At 68.6% G+C, this 18,299-nt stretch carries 16 protein-coding genes; 3 read left to right on the forward strand and 13 right to left on the reverse strand.

Features of this window, described 5'->3' with window-relative positions; translation table 11 throughout:
* Window positions 1-75: 75 nt before the first annotated feature.
* Both ACM6LR_RS02330 and ACM6LR_RS02335 read right to left on the reverse strand, forming a co-directional pair.
* Window positions 76-381, reverse strand: coding sequence for an acyl carrier protein (locus tag ACM6LR_RS02330; protein WP_414935902.1), 306 nt, complete (start codon window positions 379-381; stop codon window positions 76-78).
* On the reverse strand, window positions 371-2,032 hold the full coding sequence (locus ACM6LR_RS02335) for a fatty acyl-AMP ligase (RefSeq protein ID WP_414943228.1): 1,662 nt from the start codon (window positions 2,030-2,032) through the stop codon (window positions 371-373). The genes ACM6LR_RS02330 and ACM6LR_RS02335 overlap by 11 nt, the downstream gene beginning before the upstream one ends.
* 51 nt (window positions 2,033-2,083) lie before the next feature.
* Here ACM6LR_RS02335 and ACM6LR_RS02340 point away from each other — a divergent pair, with 51 nt between their 5' ends.
* Window positions 2,084-3,016 (forward strand): cytochrome P450, encoded by a 933-nt coding sequence (locus ACM6LR_RS02340; protein ID WP_414943064.1) that lies wholly within the window; start codon window positions 2,084-2,086, stop codon window positions 3,014-3,016.
* Between the two features lie 4 nt (window positions 3,017-3,020).
* Here the strand turns inward: ACM6LR_RS02340 and ACM6LR_RS02345 are convergent, their stop codons facing one another.
* From ACM6LR_RS02345 to rplM, 6 genes are all read right to left on the reverse strand, one after another.
* The gene (locus ACM6LR_RS02345) at window positions 3,021-3,512 is read right to left on the reverse strand and encodes a hypothetical protein (protein WP_414935904.1); all 492 of its coding nucleotides are present in this window, start codon (window positions 3,510-3,512) and stop codon (window positions 3,021-3,023) included.
* Window positions 3,513-3,532: 20 nt separating this feature from the next.
* The gene (locus ACM6LR_RS02350; RefSeq protein ID WP_414935905.1) at window positions 3,533-5,947 is read right to left on the reverse strand and encodes a hypothetical protein; all 2,415 of its coding nucleotides are present in this window, start codon (window positions 5,945-5,947) and stop codon (window positions 3,533-3,535) included.
* Window positions 5,947-6,255, reverse strand: a complete 309-nt coding sequence (locus tag ACM6LR_RS02355) for a type VII secretion target (RefSeq protein ID WP_414935906.1) — start codon at window positions 6,253-6,255, stop codon at window positions 5,947-5,949. The genes ACM6LR_RS02350 and ACM6LR_RS02355 overlap by 1 nt, the downstream gene beginning before the upstream one ends.
* Before the next feature lie 84 nt (window positions 6,256-6,339).
* Window positions 6,340-7,674 carry a phosphoglucosamine mutase gene (gene glmM / locus ACM6LR_RS02360; RefSeq protein ID WP_414935907.1) on the reverse strand — a complete coding sequence of 445 codons (1,335 nt, stop codon included), beginning with the start codon at window positions 7,672-7,674 and terminating at the stop codon, window positions 6,340-6,342.
* Between the two features lie 197 nt (window positions 7,675-7,871).
* Window positions 7,872-8,387, reverse strand: coding sequence for a 30S ribosomal protein S9 (gene rpsI / locus ACM6LR_RS02365; RefSeq protein ID WP_414935908.1), 516 nt, complete (start codon window positions 8,385-8,387; stop codon window positions 7,872-7,874).
* Between the two features lie 14 nt (window positions 8,388-8,401).
* Complete coding sequence (rplM, locus tag ACM6LR_RS02370) at window positions 8,402-8,854, reverse strand: 50S ribosomal protein L13 (RefSeq protein WP_101612195.1); 453 nt, start codon at window positions 8,852-8,854, stop codon at window positions 8,402-8,404.
* A gap of 276 nt (window positions 8,855-9,130) precedes the next feature.
* On the opposite strand from rplM, the gene ACM6LR_RS02375 reads away from it, so the two are divergent.
* Together ACM6LR_RS02375 and ACM6LR_RS02380 are read left to right on the forward strand one after the other, a co-directional pair.
* Complete coding sequence (locus tag ACM6LR_RS02375; protein ID WP_414935909.1) at window positions 9,131-10,021, forward strand: hypothetical protein; 891 nt, start codon at window positions 9,131-9,133, stop codon at window positions 10,019-10,021.
* Between the two features lie 3 nt (window positions 10,022-10,024).
* Complete coding sequence (locus ACM6LR_RS02380) at window positions 10,025-10,741, forward strand: DUF4333 domain-containing protein (RefSeq protein ID WP_414943065.1); 717 nt, start codon at window positions 10,025-10,027, stop codon at window positions 10,739-10,741.
* Window positions 10,742-10,854: 113 nt separating this feature from the next.
* Here ACM6LR_RS02380 and ACM6LR_RS02385 read toward each other — a convergent pair whose 3' ends face one another.
* The 5 genes from ACM6LR_RS02385 to eccCa form a co-directional block, all read right to left on the reverse strand.
* Complete coding sequence (locus ACM6LR_RS02385; RefSeq protein WP_414935911.1) at window positions 10,855-11,139, reverse strand: WXG100 family type VII secretion target; 285 nt, start codon at window positions 11,137-11,139, stop codon at window positions 10,855-10,857.
* Between the two features lie 53 nt (window positions 11,140-11,192).
* Window positions 11,193-11,513 (reverse strand): WXG100 family type VII secretion target, encoded by a 321-nt coding sequence (locus ACM6LR_RS02390; RefSeq protein WP_409489773.1) that lies wholly within the window; start codon window positions 11,511-11,513, stop codon window positions 11,193-11,195.
* Between the two features lie 232 nt (window positions 11,514-11,745).
* The gene (locus tag ACM6LR_RS02395; protein WP_414935912.1) at window positions 11,746-12,108 is read right to left on the reverse strand and encodes a hypothetical protein; all 363 of its coding nucleotides are present in this window, start codon (window positions 12,106-12,108) and stop codon (window positions 11,746-11,748) included.
* Between the two features lie 12 nt (window positions 12,109-12,120).
* Window positions 12,121-14,058, reverse strand: a complete 1,938-nt coding sequence (locus ACM6LR_RS02400; protein WP_414943066.1) for a type VII secretion-associated protein — start codon at window positions 14,056-14,058, stop codon at window positions 12,121-12,123.
* Window positions 14,059-14,126: 68 nt separating this feature from the next.
* Complete coding sequence (eccCa, locus tag ACM6LR_RS02405) at window positions 14,127-18,134, reverse strand: type VII secretion protein EccCa (RefSeq protein WP_414935914.1); 4,008 nt, start codon at window positions 18,132-18,134, stop codon at window positions 14,127-14,129.
* Between the last annotated feature and the right edge of the window lie 165 nt (window positions 18,135-18,299).

The following is an 18,299-nucleotide window of genomic DNA, read 5'->3' on the forward strand; positions in this document are numbered from 1 at the left end:
GCATCAGGTGCCATCGCATATGCACACAGAATGTACCCACCGGTCATCGAGGCCGCAGGGACATTCACACCTTTGCTAACTCAAACGATTTCGGCGCAAGAGGCCTGGTAGACCGCGTTTCCGGGGCTTCGCGCCTGCCTCGACGGCCTCGGCGAGCACGGTCGCCGCTCCCCGGATGTCGACCAGGCGATCCAGCTCGTCGAGGTCGATGTCGATCCCGAACTCCACCTCGACCGTCGCCAGTAGCCGGACACGGCGCCGGGAGTCGACGCCCATTTCCGCGAAGGGCGTGTCCTCGTCGATGGTGTCCGGATCGACGTCGAAGGTCTTGCAGACGAGAGCCTTGATCTCGTCGACGTACTCGCTCCCGTCAGGTGCCATGGGGGGATTCTGTCCCATCCGGCGCCCAATACCGCGTTCTGGCCGCGGAACGCGCGACCTTGCCGCTGGAGGTCCGCGGCAGCCCGCCGGGTTTCACCAGGAAGAAGGCCCGAAGCGCCACGTCGTGACGCTCGGCGACGGCGCGGGTGACCGCCCGCACGATCTCGGGTTCGTCGAAGTCAGGGGCTTTCCGCGCACGCTCGGCGACCACGGCGACGCCCTCGCCTTCATCTCCGTCGACCGCGAAGGCGGCGACCCGCTCCGGCCCGAGAAGGGGGTGAGCGGCGGCGACGGTCTCTTCGATGTCGTGAGGGCTGTGATTGCGGCCGTCGACGATGATCAGGTCCTTGAGACGTCCGGTCACGGACAGCCTGCCGTCCCGGATCGACCCCAGGTCGCCGGTGCGGAGCCAGCCGCCTTCCCCGTCGAGTTCGGCGTCGAACACCTCGGCGGTCAACTCGGGCCGACGCCAATACCCGGCCCCCACGTTGGGCCCCTTGACCCAGATCTCGCCCGTGTCGACTTTAGCGGGCAAACCGTGATCCGGTGGGGCGACGACGCGGACCCGCTGCCCCCGGGGCCAGCCGATCTCGACGACTTCGCGGCCGTCGACCTCGATCACCACCGGACCACTGGAGTCGCCGCTGGCGACGTAGACCGTCGCCTCGGCCAGGCCATAGGACGGCCGGAACGCGCCGCGCGGGAAACCGTGGGGCTCATAGGCGGCGAGGAACTTCCGGACGGTCGCCGCCCGGACCGGTTCACTGCCGCTCAGCGCGATCGACACCGTCGAGAGGTCGTACTCGGCGCGCTTCGGCTCGGGCACGGCCTCGGTAACCAGGTCGTACGCGAAGTTCGGAGCCGCCGTGAGCGTGTTCGGATAAGCCGACATCAGCAGCAGCCAGCGCTCCGGGCGCCGGATGAACTCCAGCGGCGCGATGAACACCGTCCGGCCGCCGGAGTGCATCGTCCCCGCGAGCAGTTGCGCCAGCCCCATGTCGTGGAAGAACGGGATCCAGCCGACGCATGTGGTGTGCTCGCCGACGTCGTAGGCGTCGCAGATCTGCCAGCACGCCGCCGAGAGGGCCCGATGCGTGATGATCACACCGGCGGGTGATCGCGTCGTGCCGGACGTGTACTGCAGGTAGGCGGGGTCTTCGGGGGAAACCGGCGACGGTGGGGTCCGGTCCGCCGGATCCAGCGGCAGGGTGTCGACAGCGACGATCTCGCGAGGCGCCGGGACCGGCTCGGCCTCGGCGAACTCCGTGAGCCGCTCGACCAGGGAAGCCGAGGTGAGCCAGATGTCGGTGTCGCAGTCGTTGAGGACCCCGACGAGCCGCTCGCGGTGAGCGCGGACGTCGGGCGCGGACAGCGGAACCGTGACGGCTCCGGCGTACAGCGCGCCGAAGAACGCGACGACGTAGGAGAGGTCCTGTCGTGCCGTGATCGCGACACGGTCTCCCGGCTGGATCACCTCGCGCAGCTTCGCCGTGACAGCGCGGACGCGGACGAGGAGTTCGGCCCAGGTCAGCGTGTTCTCGACGAGTTCGTGCCGGTTCGAGCAGTCGAGGTGCGTGTACGCCGGGCGCTCAACATCCGCGCGCTCGAGCAGGCGGTGCACGAGCGGGGTCCGCAATACTTCTTCGGGCATTTCTTCGGACACTGGCACCTCCTCCGACCGCGGCATGGGCATCATACGAACGTGGACGACTTCTTCGTGCTGGACGATCCGGCGGACCGCGTCAAGGCCCTGCGCGACCGCGAGCTCAGCTCGAACCCGGGCGGTGCCGCCGCCGAGACCCCCAACCTCCTGCTGATGGACGGCGCGGACCACCGGCGGCTGCGCGCGGTCGTCAAGGAGGTCATCGCCCTGGTGGAGCCGCTGCCGGACGCCGTGCTCGCCGACCTGCGCGTCACGCTTAGCCCGCTAAAGTCGCGCGCTCGGTTCGACCTGGTGGCCGACTTCGCCAGGCCGGCGGCGGCCAGGGTGACCGAGGCGGTGCTGGGCACGGTCGAGCCGCTTGGCGCGAAGCTGCTGACGAACCTTACGGAGACCGCCGCGAACCTGGACGTCTGGTCGGGCGGGCCAGGCGGAGCCGACACCGCCGCGCTCAGGGTCGCGATGTTCTTTCTCAAGGCGACGGCCGTCGAAGGCGGCGGGCTGGCGCTGCTCCGCGAAGCGCACGAAGCAGGCCGGATCACCGAAGACGAACTGATGATCACGCCGGTGATGCTCGCCCACGCGGCGTACGAGAACTCCACGAACTTCCTCGCCCTCGCCGCCCTTGAAATTTTACGCCGCCCAGACGCTCTCGAAGACGTACGCGGTCTGATCCACGAGATCGCCCCGACCCGCTTCGCCGCCCGCCGCGTGACCGCGCCGTTCTCCTTGGCGGGCAAAGACTTCACGATCGGGGACAAACTGGCCATCCCGCTGGGCCCCGACGCCGAACTCGCGTTCGGCCTCGGCAGGCACACCTGCCCCGGCTCGCGAGTCGCCGTCGCCGAGGGCGAAGTGGCCCTTCGCGCTCTTGCCGAGATCCTGACTCCCGACCACGTCGCCGAAGACGTGGAGTACAAGACGCATGCCGTCTTCCACGGCGTCGAGCGGGCCATCGTGACGCTGCGAGCCTGACGGCTCAGGTCGCCAGCCAGTCGGTTTCGGCGAAATCGTCGTCGTCACCCCGTGCGGCCGACCGCCGATGCCGCCCGGCCGGACGCTCCTCGGGCACCGGGACCGGAGCCGACGGCGGCGGCGGCGGTAGGGGCGGCGGGGCCTGCGAGGCAGGAGTCGGCCGGAACGAGATCGGCGGCTCTTCGGCCCTCCGATATCCGGCGCGGCGCTCGTTCTCCGCCTCGTCCTCCTCGAACCCGAAATCGCCGTCATCTTCGGCCTTGTCACCGAGGGTCGACTCGGTCTCCCAGCCGCCCGCGGCCTCCGCCCGCCGCTTCTGCTCCAGCCGCGCGGCCAGCGCCGCGCTCGTCTCTTGCTTGAGCTTGTCGCCCGCGGCCTGGGTCTCCTCGATCGCCTTGGTCGCCCGGTTGTCGACCAGGTACATCCGGTCGCCGTTCTCGCGCTCCAGCCCGGCCAGCTTGTGCCGGAGTCTGGCGAGATCGTCCTCAGGATTCACTGATCCCCTCCCCTGACCCGCTAGCGGAAGCCGATGACGCCGTCGTCGTCGAGCGACCCGCTGATCCGGCCGCCCGTCGTCGTCGCGGTGTCGAACAGGCCGCCGTCGACCCGGTATCCGCTGGACGTGCGCTGCTGGTCTTCACCGGACCCCTGCCCGCCTCCGGCCGCTCCGCCGCCCATCATGCCCATGCCGCCCATCATCCCCGCTCCGGCCGCGGCCGGGTCCTGGGCGCCCCCGCCGGGAGCGGCACCGAGCCCGGACGGCGGCGACGGAACGGACGCGCCGCCACCGGATCCGGTGGGATCCGACGTGTCGCCAAGGCCATTGTCGTCGCCGTCGAACGGGTTGCTCAACGACTGGGCGGTGGTCGATTCGGAATCGCTGTCCACGGGCGCCGGAGCGGGTGCCCCGCCGCCGACACCGCCGGACATCACCGCGTCGTGCGGGCGAACGCTCTGCTCGGCCTGCTGACGCGGGACCTCTTGGACCGGCCGCGGCGCGGCACCGTCCGCGGCGTGCCTTCCCGCCGCCGGATCCGAACTCGCGTGACGACCGCCCGCGGGCTCGTTTTCGCCCAAGGCGTATTTCGACGGATGCCCTGATCCGTCGTCGACGGTGACCAACGTCGGCCCCCCGGGACCGCTGGGCCGTTCCGCGGTGATTTTGAGGCCACCGTCCTCGATGTGGATCTTGCCGTCGGGGCCCGGCTGGTAGACCTGTCCCGGGCTCGCGAGGGGAAGCGAGGCCGACTGCTTCTCCAGCCGCTCGGCGGTGTCCCGGTGCGCGGGCCCGCCTGCCGCGTCGTCGGCGCCGGGCGTGGCCTTTCTGTCGCCGAAGTCGAGGCTGTAGTCCTTGGCCTGACCGGTGCCGTCCTGGACGGAGATGCCCATCTTCTCGTCGGCGCCGGGTTCGGCCATGGAGATCTTGCGGTCACCCTGTTCGACCGTCATCGTCTCGGGCTGGGTGCGGTCCTTGATCGCCTCGCCCGTGCGCGGATCGATCGGATACGGCTCCCCGGTCGCCGGGTCGATGTCGAGCGGCTTGGCCGTGACCGGGTTCTTCTCCTGCCCTGGTACTTCGGGCTTTTCCGGCTGCAGGTACTCGACGGCGCTCGGCGGCGGCTTCTGCCCACCGCCGGAAGACGGGCCGCCACCACCGGAGGACGGGCCGCCGCCCCCGGTGTCCTTGCCGCCACCGCCCTTTTCCACCGGCTTTTCGCCGCCTGTCTCCGGGGTCTTGCCGAGATCCGCGTAGGGGTTCTCTTCGACCTTGCCGACCGACTCGGCGTACGCCTTCCACGCGCCGTTGATCGCGTCGCGGGTGTTCTCGCACACCAGCTGGAAGTTTTCGATGTGCTTGCCGAACCAGGCGAGGAAGACATCCTTCAGCCAGGCCACCGCCTGAGGTTTGAGAACCTCGTCGATGGTGCTCTGGTCGATGTCGCCCAAGTCGTCGTTGAAGGCGTTCTTGGCGTCGATGCTCAGGAACTTGATGCAGTGGATGATGTCGTTCTGGCTGCAGGAACCGCCGGCGATCCGCATGATCCGCTCAATGTCCTGCGCCGTGGCGTCGCCGATCTTGTCGGTGTACCACTTCTGCAGCCACTCGACCTTCTCACGACAGAACCTGCCCACCGAGGCGTTGGTCCGCAGAAGTCCGTCGCCCGCCGCCTTGAGCGCCTCGGCGACCTTTCCGTTCTTGTCCGCGTAGGCCTTCTGATACGCGCGGGCCTGGTCGGCCGCAGGGCCTTCCCAGGTGCCGAGCGAGTTCCCCAGCTTCCCGGAGACGTCCTCCGAAGAACCGGAAACGGCCGTGCCGAGCGCGGTCAGTTCGTCCGCGCTCGCCTTGAACAGGGTGAACGGGATGTTGTCCTGCTCGTGATACAGCCGCTGGAGCTCGCCGAGGGCGATGGCCGCTCCGCCGCCCGCGAAGCTCAGCGCGCGGACGTAGAGCGGATGGAAGATCTCGTAGACCTTGAACCCGGACAGGCCGGGGACCATGATGTCGTTCGAATTCGCGCAGCCCGGGTCGGTTTCGGTGGCGCGACCGGCGATTTCCTGCGTTTTCGCCGCGTCCTTGTTCAGCGCGTCGCGTTCGCCTTGCCGCCCTGCGGCCTGGTTCGCGTCGTACTTCTCGTGCGCGGTCTTGTACGCCGTTTGGACATCTTCGAGGTAGCCGTCATTGGAGTTGATGTCGCTCTCGGTGATCCAGTCACCGTTCATTGACTTGAGGTAGTCCCGGAAACCGTTCCGGTCGGCTTCGCTGGCGAAACCGCAGCTCTCCGGGCTCTCGTCCTCGATGTAGTCGATGTAGTTGAGGGCGAGTTCGCGTTTCGTGTCGCGATCGATGTTCGGGTCGTTGAGGATCTTTTCGACTTCGGCACGGCTGGGAATGTCGTGACCGGTGTCCCCGCCGACATCTGCGAGACCCATCAGTGCTTCCTCATCTCGGCGGCGTTCGCGTCCTCATTGGACTGATAGAGGTCCTTGGACGCCGCGAGTTTGCGGCCGAACTCGTCCGACGCCGCGACGTAGCTGCGCGCGCATTCCGCCAGTCGCCGCATGCTCGTGGAATAGCCGGTGAAGCAGTCCCCGTGCGCCGGCCCGAAACTGCCGGAACTCACGTTGCTCTGCTCGACCGCCCCGATCGGCCCCTCACAGGCCTGCTTGGGAAGGTCCCGCAGAACCTTGGCGGCTTCGTTCAGCTGCGCCGGATCGACCTTGTGCCCTTTGCCCGTCACCGTCACCCTCCCCTAGGTATACGCACACGGAATGTACCGGGCCGGTAACCGGGGCGCAGCCAGTCGGGAAGATCGCGAGAGGGCTTACGAGGCGGAGGAGACGACTCCCGCGAGCCGGTCCGCGGCCGCCTGTGCGGTGTCGTGCGCGGGGGCTTCGACCATGACGCGGACCAGTTGCTCGGTACCCGACGGGCGCAGCAGGACACGGCCCTGTTCGCCGAGTTCGGCCTCGACGGCATCGACGGCGTCGCGGACCGCGGCCGAGACGGCGACCGCCGCCTTGTCCGCCACGGGCACGTTCACCAGCACCTGCGGCAGGCGGTTCATGACGGCGGCGAGGTCGGCGAGCGACTTGCCGGTGGCCGCCATGCGGCTCATCACCCGCAGCGCGGTGAGGAGACCGTCGCCGGTGGTCGCGTACGCGGGAAGGACGACGTGACCCGACTGCTCGCCACCGAGGGCGAACCCGCTCGCGCGGAGCTCCGCGAGGACGTAGCGGTCGCCGACCGCGGTGGTGACGAGGTCGATGTCGTGCGCGCGCATCGCCAGGTGCAGCCCGAGGTTGCTCATCACGGTCGCGACCAGGGTGTTCTTGGTCAGCTCGCCGGTCTCGGCGAGGGCGAGCGCGAGGACGGCCATGATCTGGTCGCCGTCGATGAGCTCACCTGCGGCGTCGACCGCGACACAGCGGTCGGCGTCACCATCGTGCGCGATCCCGAGGTCGGCGGCGTGCTCGACGACGGCCGCGCGCAACGCGTCCGGGTGATTCGACCCACAGTGCTCGTTGATGTTCACGCCGTCCGGGTCGGCGTGGATCGCGATGACCTCGGCGCCGGCCTTGCGGTAGACGTCGGGGGCGGCGAAGGAGGACGCGCCGTTGGCGCAGTCGACGACGACGCGCAGGCCCGCGAGCGGGTGCGGGGTGGCGGACAGCAGGTGCTGGATGTAGCGATCACCCGCGTCGGGGACGTCCTTGACGCGGCCGACGCCGATGCCGGTCGGGCGGGCGACGGGAGCGGCGAGACCGGCCTCGATCTCGTCTTCGATCCCGTCGGGGAGCTTGTGGCCGCCCGCGGCGAAGAGCTTGATGCCGTTGTCGGGCATGGGGTTGTGGGAGGCGGAGATCATCACGCCGAGGTCGGCTTCGAGTGAGCCGACCAGGTAGGCGACGGCGGGTGTCGGGAGGACGCCGAGACGGAGCACGTCGGCACCGGCGGACGTGAGACCCGCCACGACGGCGGCCTCGAGCATCTCGCCGCTGGCCCGCGGGTCACGGCCGACGACCGCGACCGGACGGTGCGAACGGTCGTGGGCGGCGAGGACGCGGGCCGCACTGGCGGCGAGCGAGAGCGCCAGTTCCGGGGTCAGCTCCTCGTTGGCGAGGCCACGTACGCCGTCGGTACCGAATAGACGAGCCATCTGTCGACCTCCTTGAGAAACCACCACGACAACCTAGCGAGCCCCGAGAAAGTGCGTTTAGCGGGCTAAACGTGAAACAGGTGGGGCGCATGGGGCAGGTGGGACCACGGGGAAACGGGACCGAGAGACCCCGGAAACACGGAAGCGCCCATCCGAAAGACGGATGGGCGCTTCCGCGGGTTGCGCCAGAGGCGCGATCAGCGCTTGCTGTACTGCGGAGCCTTACGGGCCTTCTTGAGGCCGTACTTCTTCCGCTCCGTGGCGCGGGCGTCACGGGTCAGGAAGCCGGCCTTCTTCAGTGCCGGGCGGTCGTCGGCGTCGACCTCGACGAGCGCACGGGCGATCGCGAGACGGAGCGCACCGGCCTGGCCCGAGATCCCGCCACCGTGCAGGTTGGCGAAGATGTCGAACGAGTCGGGCTTGTCGACCGTCACCAGCGGCTCACGGATGAGCTGCTGGTGCACCTTGTTCGGGAAGTACTCGGCGAGCGTGCGGCCGTTGAGCTTGAACTCACCGGTACCGGGAACGACGCGGACCCGGACGACGGCTTCCTTACGGCGGCCGACGGTCTGGGCGTTGCCACCGGCGGCACGCGACGGACGCGCGGCGGCCGGGGTCTCGCTGGTCGCGACAGCGTCGCCGACAGCGGGGGTCTCCGTGGTCGCGACGGCCTCGGTGGTGGCCTCGGTCGCGGTCTCCTCGGTGCTGGTCACAGACTGTTCCTCACTCACTGCGCGACCTGCGCGATCTTGGTGATCTCGCGCGCCTGCGGCTGCTGCGCGGCGTGCGGGTGCTCAGGGCCGGCGTAGACCTTGAGCTTCTTCCCCTGGGCGCGGCCGAGCTTGTTCTTCGGGAGCATGCCCTTGACGACCTTCTCGAGCAGGTGCTCGGGCTTGGTGTCGAGCAGCTCGCCGAAGGAACGCTTACGCAGACCGCCGGGGTAACCGCTGTGCCGGTACGCGAACTTCTGTTCGCGCTTGTTTCCGGTGAGCGCGACCTTCTCGGCGTTGACGATGATGACGAAGTCACCGGTGTCCACGTGCGGGGCGAAGGTCGGCTTGTGCTTGCCGCGCAGCAGCGTGGCGACCTCGGTCGCGAGCCGGCCGAGCACGACATCCTCGGCGTCGATCACGTGCCAGGCACGAGTGACGTCGCCGGGCTTGGGGCTGTACGTGGGCAAGGGTCTACCTCGTCGTCAACATTGCGTGTGGGTTCTGTGCGGGCCTAGCGCTTACGCGCCGCAGCGCACAACGACATATGAAGATACCCCCACGCCCGACCCTACTGCGAAGCGGGGGTCGGTCCGGGGTCCCATACTAGGACCGGCGCCCGGCGGGCGCGTGGCAACTGTACCCCGCCGGTGTGGCGGAACCGCCCACGGCATCGTCCTTCGCGGGAGAGGATGAGACGATCCGGACGCGCACCGCGCGCGGGGGACTCGATCAGGGGAACGGCGATGAACAAACGGCCAACGACCATCTTGTGCGTGCTGGGTGCCGTGCTGGCGCTCACCACCGCCTGCGGCCAGGCCCGGGCGGGCACCGCCGTGCCGAAGGGCGACGACGCGGCGACCTACGTCGGCACGAAGTTCGAGGCGGCGATGAACAAGCTGCAGGACACCATCGGCGACCAGCGCGACGTCACCAGTGAATCGGGCGCCTACTTCCGCTTCGACGAGAAGTACGTCCGCAGCACGATCTCCTCGGCCCGCACCGGATCCCCGGAAGGCCGGGTCAGCCGCCAGCGCTCGCAGAAGAACCCGGACGACAGCATCGACTGGTACACCCCGGGTGACGGGACCGTCGAATACGCGTACCTCGGGCCCGCGTACAAGAGCCTCGCTCCGACGGCGTGGGTTTCGATGCCGAAGTCGGAGACCGGGCTGACCATTCCCTGCGCGTGGGTCGGGATCATCACCGCCTGCAAGATGGCCGACGCGATCGCCGTGTCCTACAACGCGGACAGGAAGATCGTGAAGGGCGCCAAGAGCCTTCCGGACAAGCGGATCGAGCTGACCGCCGACGTCCCGTTCGGGAAGTTCATCGAACGGCGGGTGGAGATCCTGCCGCCGTCGATCAGCGGGGCGATCACGGACGAGATGAAGAAGGCCCCGGTGCGGACCACCGTCTCCCTCAACGCGGACGGGACGCTGAACCAGATCGTGATGGACGCCAAGATCGAGGGCGGCGGACACAAGATCGAGCTGCGCTACGACTTCCGCTTCACCGGCAAGGCGACCACGCAGGATCTGCCGAGGCTGCCGGACGCCTCGCAGATCACCGTGCTGCCGGACAAGGCGGCCAAGGACGACTTCAACCGCCGGTTCAACGAGTTGAAAGGCGTCTGAGGCATGACTGAGCCGCAGCGACCGCAGCAACCACAACAGCCGCAGCAGTGGTGGCAGCCACCGGCGAATCCCGGGAACCAGCAGCAGGAAGAGCAGGCCACCGGACCGCATTCCGGGCAGTGGCAGCAGAACGACCCCAACGCCGCGAGCACCGGCTCGTACACGGGACAGTGGCAGCAGCAGCCCGGCGTCACCGGTTCGTTTTCCGGGCCCTGGCAACAAACCGGCGCCTCGGCGCCGGGCACGGCGTGGCAGCAGCAGCCCGCGCCGCAGCAGGATTGGCAAGCACAGCAACAGATTCCGGGCCCTCCCCCGCAGGGACAGTACGGCGGAGGATTCCAGCCCGCCCAGTCCTCCCACTACGGCGGACTCGGCGCTTTCGGTGCGCAGCCGGAAAAGAAGCCGAAGGTTTCGAAGAAGACGTTGCTGATCGGCGGAATCGCCGCGGCCGTCGTGGTCGCGGGCGGCGTCGGGGCCTGGTTGCTCGGCGCGTTCGCGGGTGACAGTCTCGACCAGAAGTCGGTCCAGGACGGGGTCACCCGTGTGCTGAGCGAGCACTACGGGGAGCCGGACGTGAAGAACGTGGCATGTCCTTCCGGCCAACCGGTGGAGAACGGCACCACGTTCGATTGCTCGATCGACCTTTCGGGGCAGCAGAAGAAGGTCACCGTTCGGGTGCTGAACACCACCCCGGAGTTCGAGGTCGGCGCGCCGCACTGACGCGCGGGAAAGCCGCGACGGCACACCGTCGCGGCTTTTCTTTCACACAAACGAAACGGCGGGCTCGGCATCCGAAGATGCCTGCCCGCCGTTGCTCGTTCGGAGCGTGAGACTCAGAACAGGCCGGTGACGCCCTGCTCCGTGCTCTGGTAGCCGTCGGCCAGCTGCGGCAGCACGCCGGCGACCTGCGCGAGGAGCTGCTTGAGCTCGTCGAACTTGGTGTCCCACTCCTGCTGAGCGGCCATGTACGCGGTCTTCGCGTCACCGTCCCAGGTGTTGACCAGCGGCGCCAGGTCGCTCTTCAGCTGTCCGAACAGGGACTCCAGCTCACCGCCGGTCGACGTGCAGTCGTCCGCCGCCGCGTGGATCGTGGCGTAATCGACCTTAATTTCGCCCATGGTTTCCTCCAGTGCTCAAGAAAGTCTTGGTTTGTGAACGGGTAGAGAGAAGATCAGCCGAGGACGCCGAAGCCCTTGTTGACCGAGTTGATCAGTTCCTGCTGCTGCTGCTCGGAAGCGTTGTACTTCGAGCCCGCCTGCTCGAGCAGGTCACCGATGTTCTGGAGAGCCTGGTTGAGACCCCGGCCCGCCTCGTCGAAGCGCTTCATCACGTTGTTGAACGCGAGCGCCGCGTCACCGGTCCAGCCCGCGCGGGTGGCCTCGATGTTGTCGCGAAGCTTGCTCAGGTTCTGGTCCATCGAAACGCGAACCTCGGTCACGCGCTTCTCGGACTGAGTGAACTGCTCAACTGTCCCGGTAAATCCGCCAGCCATGGGAGCTACCCCCTTCGTTCGTGGTTTATCCGTACTCGGTGAAGTTCGTTTGGTACGGACCTACGACGGAGACACTGCCACGTCTGGTTCCCCTTGTCGCTCGTTGGTTTCAAGTAGTTGCTTGCGTTAACGCTCCCGGCGGGAACCGAACGCGGGAACCCGGCGGGCGCACTGCGATTCCCGTACGGAAAAGCGCTTTCACCACGCGACTTAGCAAGTGCACAGGGGCCGGTCAATCGCCGCGGCTCATGATTCGCGACTGCGAAAAGTCCTCGTCGTCGTCACTCACCCGTGGCCGTCTGGTCGCCGGTTGTGGCCGAAAGGGAACCAAGTCTGCCGCCGAGGGCAAAGCGGGAACCGGAAGACCGGCGCCCGCGCGGAACCGCTTGGCGGCGTTCCGGACGACGGCGGGCGTCGGCGCGGTCTCACCGCCCGCGAGCCGTCCCTTGCCGAATTGCTTCGCCAGTTCCGCGTTTTCGCCGCGCCGGCGTTCGTACCGCGCTTTGGCCGTGCGGGCGACCTGCCGGGCATAGGTGACCGCGTCACGCCCTGTGCGCGCGAAATGTTCGGCGGCGGTCTCGGGTTCGGGTGGCATATGCCTCCCCCTTCAGTTGACGACCGCCATCGTTTTGACGACCTGCTCGCAGGCCGCGCTCACCCGCTGTTCGAGCGGTGATCCGGTGCCGTACTGGCAACCGATGTGGACGCGGATCTTTCCCTGCGCGACGACGTACCAGTCGACGCGGGCACTCGGCTTGGTCTCGCGGTAGTAGATGACGGTTTTACCGGCGTAGTTCGCGGAACCGTTGAAGCCGCTGTATCGCGCCGGCTCGTCCTCCGCCTCGCGCCCGAGTTCATCGACGAGTTTCTGTCTGTCGACCGTCGCGTCGTAGTTCATCACGAACTCCTGGGCGACCACGAGGTCGTCCCCGGTGAAGGAGTCGTTCGGATGGATCACCACCTGGCGCTTGGCGACGCGGTCGTCGGTCTGTATCCAGTCCATCGGCGCGATGAAGCGGTAGTCGTACTGGGCGAGCGTCCGGCCTTCCGGCACGTCCTCCCCGCTGTTGACCGCGAAGAGGACGCCACCGATGGCCGCGGCCACGACCACGATGGCCGCGGCGATGATCCAGGGCGTCTTCTTGGCCTTGCCGCCCCGCTCGGCGGGTTTGGCGTCCCGGGGAGGCTCACCCGGCCGCCACGGTGGCGGTGTGGTGATCCCGTGCTGTCCCCTCGGGGGCGACGGCGGCCCCTGCCGCGTCGCGTTTAGCGGGCTAAACGCGCTTTGCGGGGGCGTGGCGGGCTGGCGAGGGAACTGGGGGCGCTGGGTTTCGGGGCGCCGGTCGTTGGGGGCGGGCGCGCCGACGCGGGAGACAGCTGAGCCTGCCAGCGAACCCGTGCGGTCCGGGTCGATCAGCACCGCGCGCAGAGCGCCTCGCGCGACCACGGTCTCCGGCTGGTCCAACGTCGTGGGCACGACACCGGTCCGCTCGTGCACGAGCCGCGACACCATCGGAATCCGGCTCGACCCGCCCACGAGGAAGATCGCCGTCAGCTGCTTGGGCCGCAGCCCGGAATCGCCGATCGCGGCCACGGTCAGCTCGACGGCGCGTCCGAGGGGGCCCGTGATGAGCCGCTCGAGGTCCTCCCTGGTCACGTGGGCGTCGGCGAACGGCGGTGGCATCGGAACGTCGGTGTACGCGTGCCGGGACAGCGTCTCCTTCGCACCACGCACGTCCTGTCGCAGGACACGGCGGCGGCGCCGGTCGGTGAGCTCGCGGCCCTCGACCAGCTTCCGCCATTCCGGCGGGTCGACGGACGACACCAGCGAACCCACGTGCTCCAGGAGCGCCTGATCGACGTCCGCGCCCCCGAAGCTTGGATCCCCCCGGGTGGCCAGCACCTGGAACCCGGCGCGTTTAGCGGGCAAACTGCGATCCGCCGGACTGCCGGGCATGCGCTGGACCACGGAGACGTCGACGGTGCCACCGCCGAGGTCCAGCACCGCGAGGGCGTCACCTGGCCTGCCGCTGAACTCGACGGTGCGCTCGGAATTGAGCTCGGCCGGGGCGAAGGTCGCGGCGTGATAGACCGCCGCGGCCACCGGCTCCGGCACGAGGGCGACCTGGCGCGCGAGACCGCCCGCGGCCTGCCGGAGCAGACGGGTCCGCGTCGCGCCCCAATCGGCGGGATGGGTCAGGACGAGCAGCTCGACCTCGGCGTCACCGGCGAGCCGGCGTGCCTCGGTCACCGCGCGCTTCAACACGGCGCGGACGACATCGGTCACGCGGAGGACGTTGTCGCCAAGCAGCAGGTCGCCTTCGTCGATCCGGCGCTTCGGGTTCGGCTCGTAGCGCGACGGATCCACCGCCGCCTGCCGTTCCGCCTCCTGGCCGACGAACAGCGTCCCGTCCGGCGCGGCGTAGACCGCCGACGACATCAGAGGCTGCCCGTCCACCACGACGACCTGAGGCTCGCGGCCGTTGATCGAAGCGACTACGCAGGTGCTCGATGTCCCGAAGTCCACCGCTACCCGCACAGTCACAAGCCACTCCCGCAGATCGTCGTCGTCACCCCTCGCCCAGCCGGGACCTCACCTGGTTCAGCGGGAGATCAGTCCGGCTGGATCCACGAGACCTGCATGAGCTGCTTGCCGTGCTTCCGGGTCACGAGATTGCCTCGGCCCGGCGGCATCTGGCTCGGCTTCACGTTCGAGACGAGGTTGCCCTCGTCACGCGAGCCGTTCATGACCATACCGGGCGCCGCGATCTCCTTCAGCTTGCCGAGGATCGGGTCGAACATCGCCCGGCTCGCGCCGCCGCTCCGGCGCACCGCGATGACGTGCAGACCGACGTCCTTCGCCTGCGCGAGGAACTCGGCGAGCGGCTTCAGCGGGTTGCTCGTCTGCGTGGCGACCAGGTCGTAGTCGTCGACGATGACGAACAGCTCCGGACCGGTCCACCAGGACCTGGTCTTCAGCTGCTCCTGCGTCACGTCCGGACCGGGGAGCCGCCGGGTCATCGACCCGTGGACGTCCTTGACCATGCTGTCCAGCTGCGCGGCGGACACCGCGTAGCCCAGCAGCTGGTCTCCGCTGACGAAACCGAGCATCGTCCGCCGGTAGTCGACGAGGATGATGACCGCTTCCTGCGTCGTGTACCGCTCGGTGATGCCACGGGTGATCTGCCGCAGCAGGTTCGTCTTGCCCGACTCCCCGTCCGCGAAAGCGTAGAAGTGCGAGTCTGCCGCGAAGTCGAGGTAGATCGGCTGGAGGTCTTCCTCGTTGACGCCGATCGGCACCAGCTTCGTGTGGCGCTTGGTGTCGATGCCGAGCACCTCGTCGTAGGTGACCATCTCGGGCAGCAGGCGGACCTGCGGCGCCGGGCGGCCACGCCACGCGCCCTTGATCTTCGCCACCGCGTCGGCGACACCGGCGGCGACGTCATCGGGGTTGCTCGATCCGTCGATGCGCGGAAGACCGGTCAGCAGATGCAGCTTGTCCCTGGTCAGACCGCGGCCGGGGCGGCCTGACGGGACGTTCACCGCGACCCGGCGGTCGATGTCGGACTCGCTCGGGTCACCGAGGCGGAGCTCGAACCGGGTGCCGATCATGTCCTTGATCGCCGGGCGGATGTCCGCCCACCGGTTCGCCGCGATGATGACGTGCACGCCGTAGGAAAGACCCTGGGTGGCGAGCTTGGTGATCGAGATCTCCAGCTCGTCGAAGTCGTCGCGCAGCGCTTTCCAGTTGTCGACGATCAGGAAGGCGTCACCGAAGGCGTCATCCTCAGGCTTGATCTCGCCGCGCCGCTTGCGGTTGCGGAACTCGTTCATCGAGTCGATGCCCATCGCACCGAACCGGCCTTCCCGCTCGGTGAGCAGGGTGGTCAGCTCGGCCACGATCCGGCGGGCCTTGTCCGGCTCGCGCCGGGCGACGGCGACGCCACCGACGTGCGGCAGGCCCTGGAGACCGGCCAACGTACCACCACCGAGGTCGAGCGCGTAGAACTGCGCTTCCTCGGGGGTGTGGGTCAGCGACATGGACATGATCAGCGTCCGGAGCATGGTGGACTTGCCCGACTGCGGCCCGCCGACGATCACACCGTGCCCGGCGGCACCGGAGAAATCGGCCCACAGCAGGTCACGACGCTGCTCGTACGGGCGGTCGACGATACCCATCGGCACCTGCAGCCGTCCGTTGCCGAAGAACCCGACCGGGGACAGACCGCGGTCGTCGGTGGGGTTCAGGTTCGGCAGCAGCGTGTCGAGCGAGTTCGGTTCCTTCAGCGGCGGCAGCCACACCTCGTGCGCCGGCGGACCCTGCCCGATCAGCCGGGAGACGACCACGTCGAGCTCGCTGGGCTCGACGGCCTCCTCCGGCTTGGCCTGCTCGACCGGCGCGGCCTCGACCTGCTGCGGCTCCGGCTCTTTCGGCAGTTCGACGAAGTCCGGGACGAACAGCTGCGGGCGCTTGTCCGCGCGGACCACGGTCGCGACCGGGCCCGCCGCCTTGATGCCCGCGGGCCGGTACGGGCCCGAGACGTACGCGGCCTTGAACCGGACCAGCGTCGAGGTGTCGTACTTCAGGTAACCGCCACCGGGCACGGACGGCAGCTCGAACGCGTCGGGCACGCCGATCGCGGCGCGGGATTCCGCGGCGGAGAAGGTCTTCAGGCCGATGCGGTAGGAAAGGTGCGAGTCGAGACCGCGCAGCTTGCCTTCTTCCAACCGCTGCGACGCGAGGAGCATGTGCATCTGCAGCGACCGGCCCAGCCGTCCGATGGCGACGAACAGGTCGATGAAGTCCGGCTTCGCGGCCAGCAGCTCGGAGAACTCGTCACAGACGATGAAGAGCGCGGGCAGCGGGTCGAGGTCGGCGCCGTTCTCGCGCGCTTTCTCGTACTCCCAGACGTTCTTGAAGTTGCCGCCGTTTTTCAGCGCTTCCTGGCGCCGGTTCATTTCACCGGCCAGCGCGTCCTTCATCCGGTCGACCAGCGTGACCTCGTCCGCGAGGTTGGTGATGACCGCGGAGACGTGCGGCGCGGCGTCCAGCCCCATGAACGTCGCACCACCCTTGAAGTCGACGAGGACGAAGTTCAACGTGCTCGACGAGTGTGTGGCGAGCATGCCCAGCACCAGGGTGCGGAGGAACTCGGACTTACCGGAACCGGTCGCCCCGATGCACAGGCCGTGCGGGCCCATGCCCTCCATCGCGGCTTCCTTGATGTCCAGCTCGACCGGCTGGCCGTACTCGCCGACGCCGAACGGGACGCGATAACGGTCCCGCATCGGGCGCGGGCGCCAGGCCTGCTGGACATCGAAAGTCATCGGGTCACCGGGGATGCCCAGCAGCTCGAGCAGACCGGGGTTGGACAGCAGCGGCTCTTCCTCGGCGGCGTCCTGCGCGGCGGTGCCGACGCGGTACGGGGCGAGGAGTCGTGCCAGCGCTTCGGACTCGACGACGCTGAGCGTGTCCGGGCGGCCGAACCACTCGACGCCGCCGGCGCTGCGCGCGCCGAGGCGGTCTTCCTCGACGACCAGCCGCAGGCCGCGGCGGGCCGCGAGGTTGCCGATGGAGTCGGAAAGATCGATCAGGGTGACGCCGACCAGACCCTCTTCGAGGATGATCTGCTCCTCGCGGGTGACCTCGGCGTCGTCGACGATGATGACGACGTGCGGCTGGTCCGGGGCGGGCGTCGCGTTGCGGGAGAACCGCTGGCGGTCACGGAGTTCTTCGTCGAGCCACTCCTCGATCTGCGCGAGGGAGCCCGCCATCATCCGCAGCTGGCCGATACCGTCGGCGAGCGCCGGGTGCTGGGCGTGCGGCAGCCACTTCGCCCACTCCCACTCCTCCTTGGCGCGGCCCGCCGTCGCGACCGCGATGAGGACGTCGTCGGGGCTGTGGAAGGTGACCAGCTGAGCAAGCATCGCCCGGGTGAGGCCGCGGGTGAGGCCGCGGTCGCCCTGCATGCTGACCGCGGCGAATCCGCGGAGGGTGATCTGGGTCGGCAGATCCGGGACGATCGAGTGCGCGCGCACGAACCGGCGCAGGGCCAGCGTCGCGATCGGCTCCAGTTCGTCGACCGGACCGGTCTGCGGCGGCACGAGCCGCGTCGCGAGACGGTGCGAGCTGCGGCCGACGCGGAGGTGGAGGAAGTCCTGGTCGTTCTGGCGGCGTTCCCACATGCGACGGCTCGCGGCCAGCGACCACAGCGTCTGCGGGTCGGGGTGGACCCACTCGAGCGCGGCGCGCTGGTCGACCATGGCCTCACGGGCCCTGTCACGCATCTGGCCGAGGTAACGCAGATAGTCCTTTCGGTCCTCGTCCATCTCGGCTTTTTTGGCGCCACCGCCCTTGCCCGCGCCACCGGCCATCATGCCGACGGTGCTGAGCACCATCATGCCGCCCATCATCATCATCATGGGATTGCGTCCACCCGTGGTGAACATGAAGACCATCATCCCGAGGGAAGCGACGATCATCACCGCGGGAAGCAGCTTCATGACGATGTTGCCCGGGATGGTGCGCGGCACCTCAGGCGGCGGTTCGAGATGCACCTCGCCGCCCGGCGGGCGCGGTGCCGCCAGGCGCGGTGACTTCTTGAACTGCAGCGTGCTCATCGAAGGACCCCTCTTCAAACTCGACGATGGCGGCCACCGTTGGTGCGCGTACGGGTGCGCGAGACAACCTATCGAACGCGACCGGTGAAATCCGGACAACGCCGAGAACGACCCCGACCGGGGCCATACGCATGCCGGGGAGTGTAGGGCTCCGGACCGACAGAC

Origin of the sequence: Amycolatopsis sp. cmx-11-32 (assembly GCF_047608695.1) — a bacterium.
Taxonomy (GTDB): domain Bacteria; phylum Actinomycetota; class Actinomycetes; order Mycobacteriales; family Pseudonocardiaceae; genus Amycolatopsis.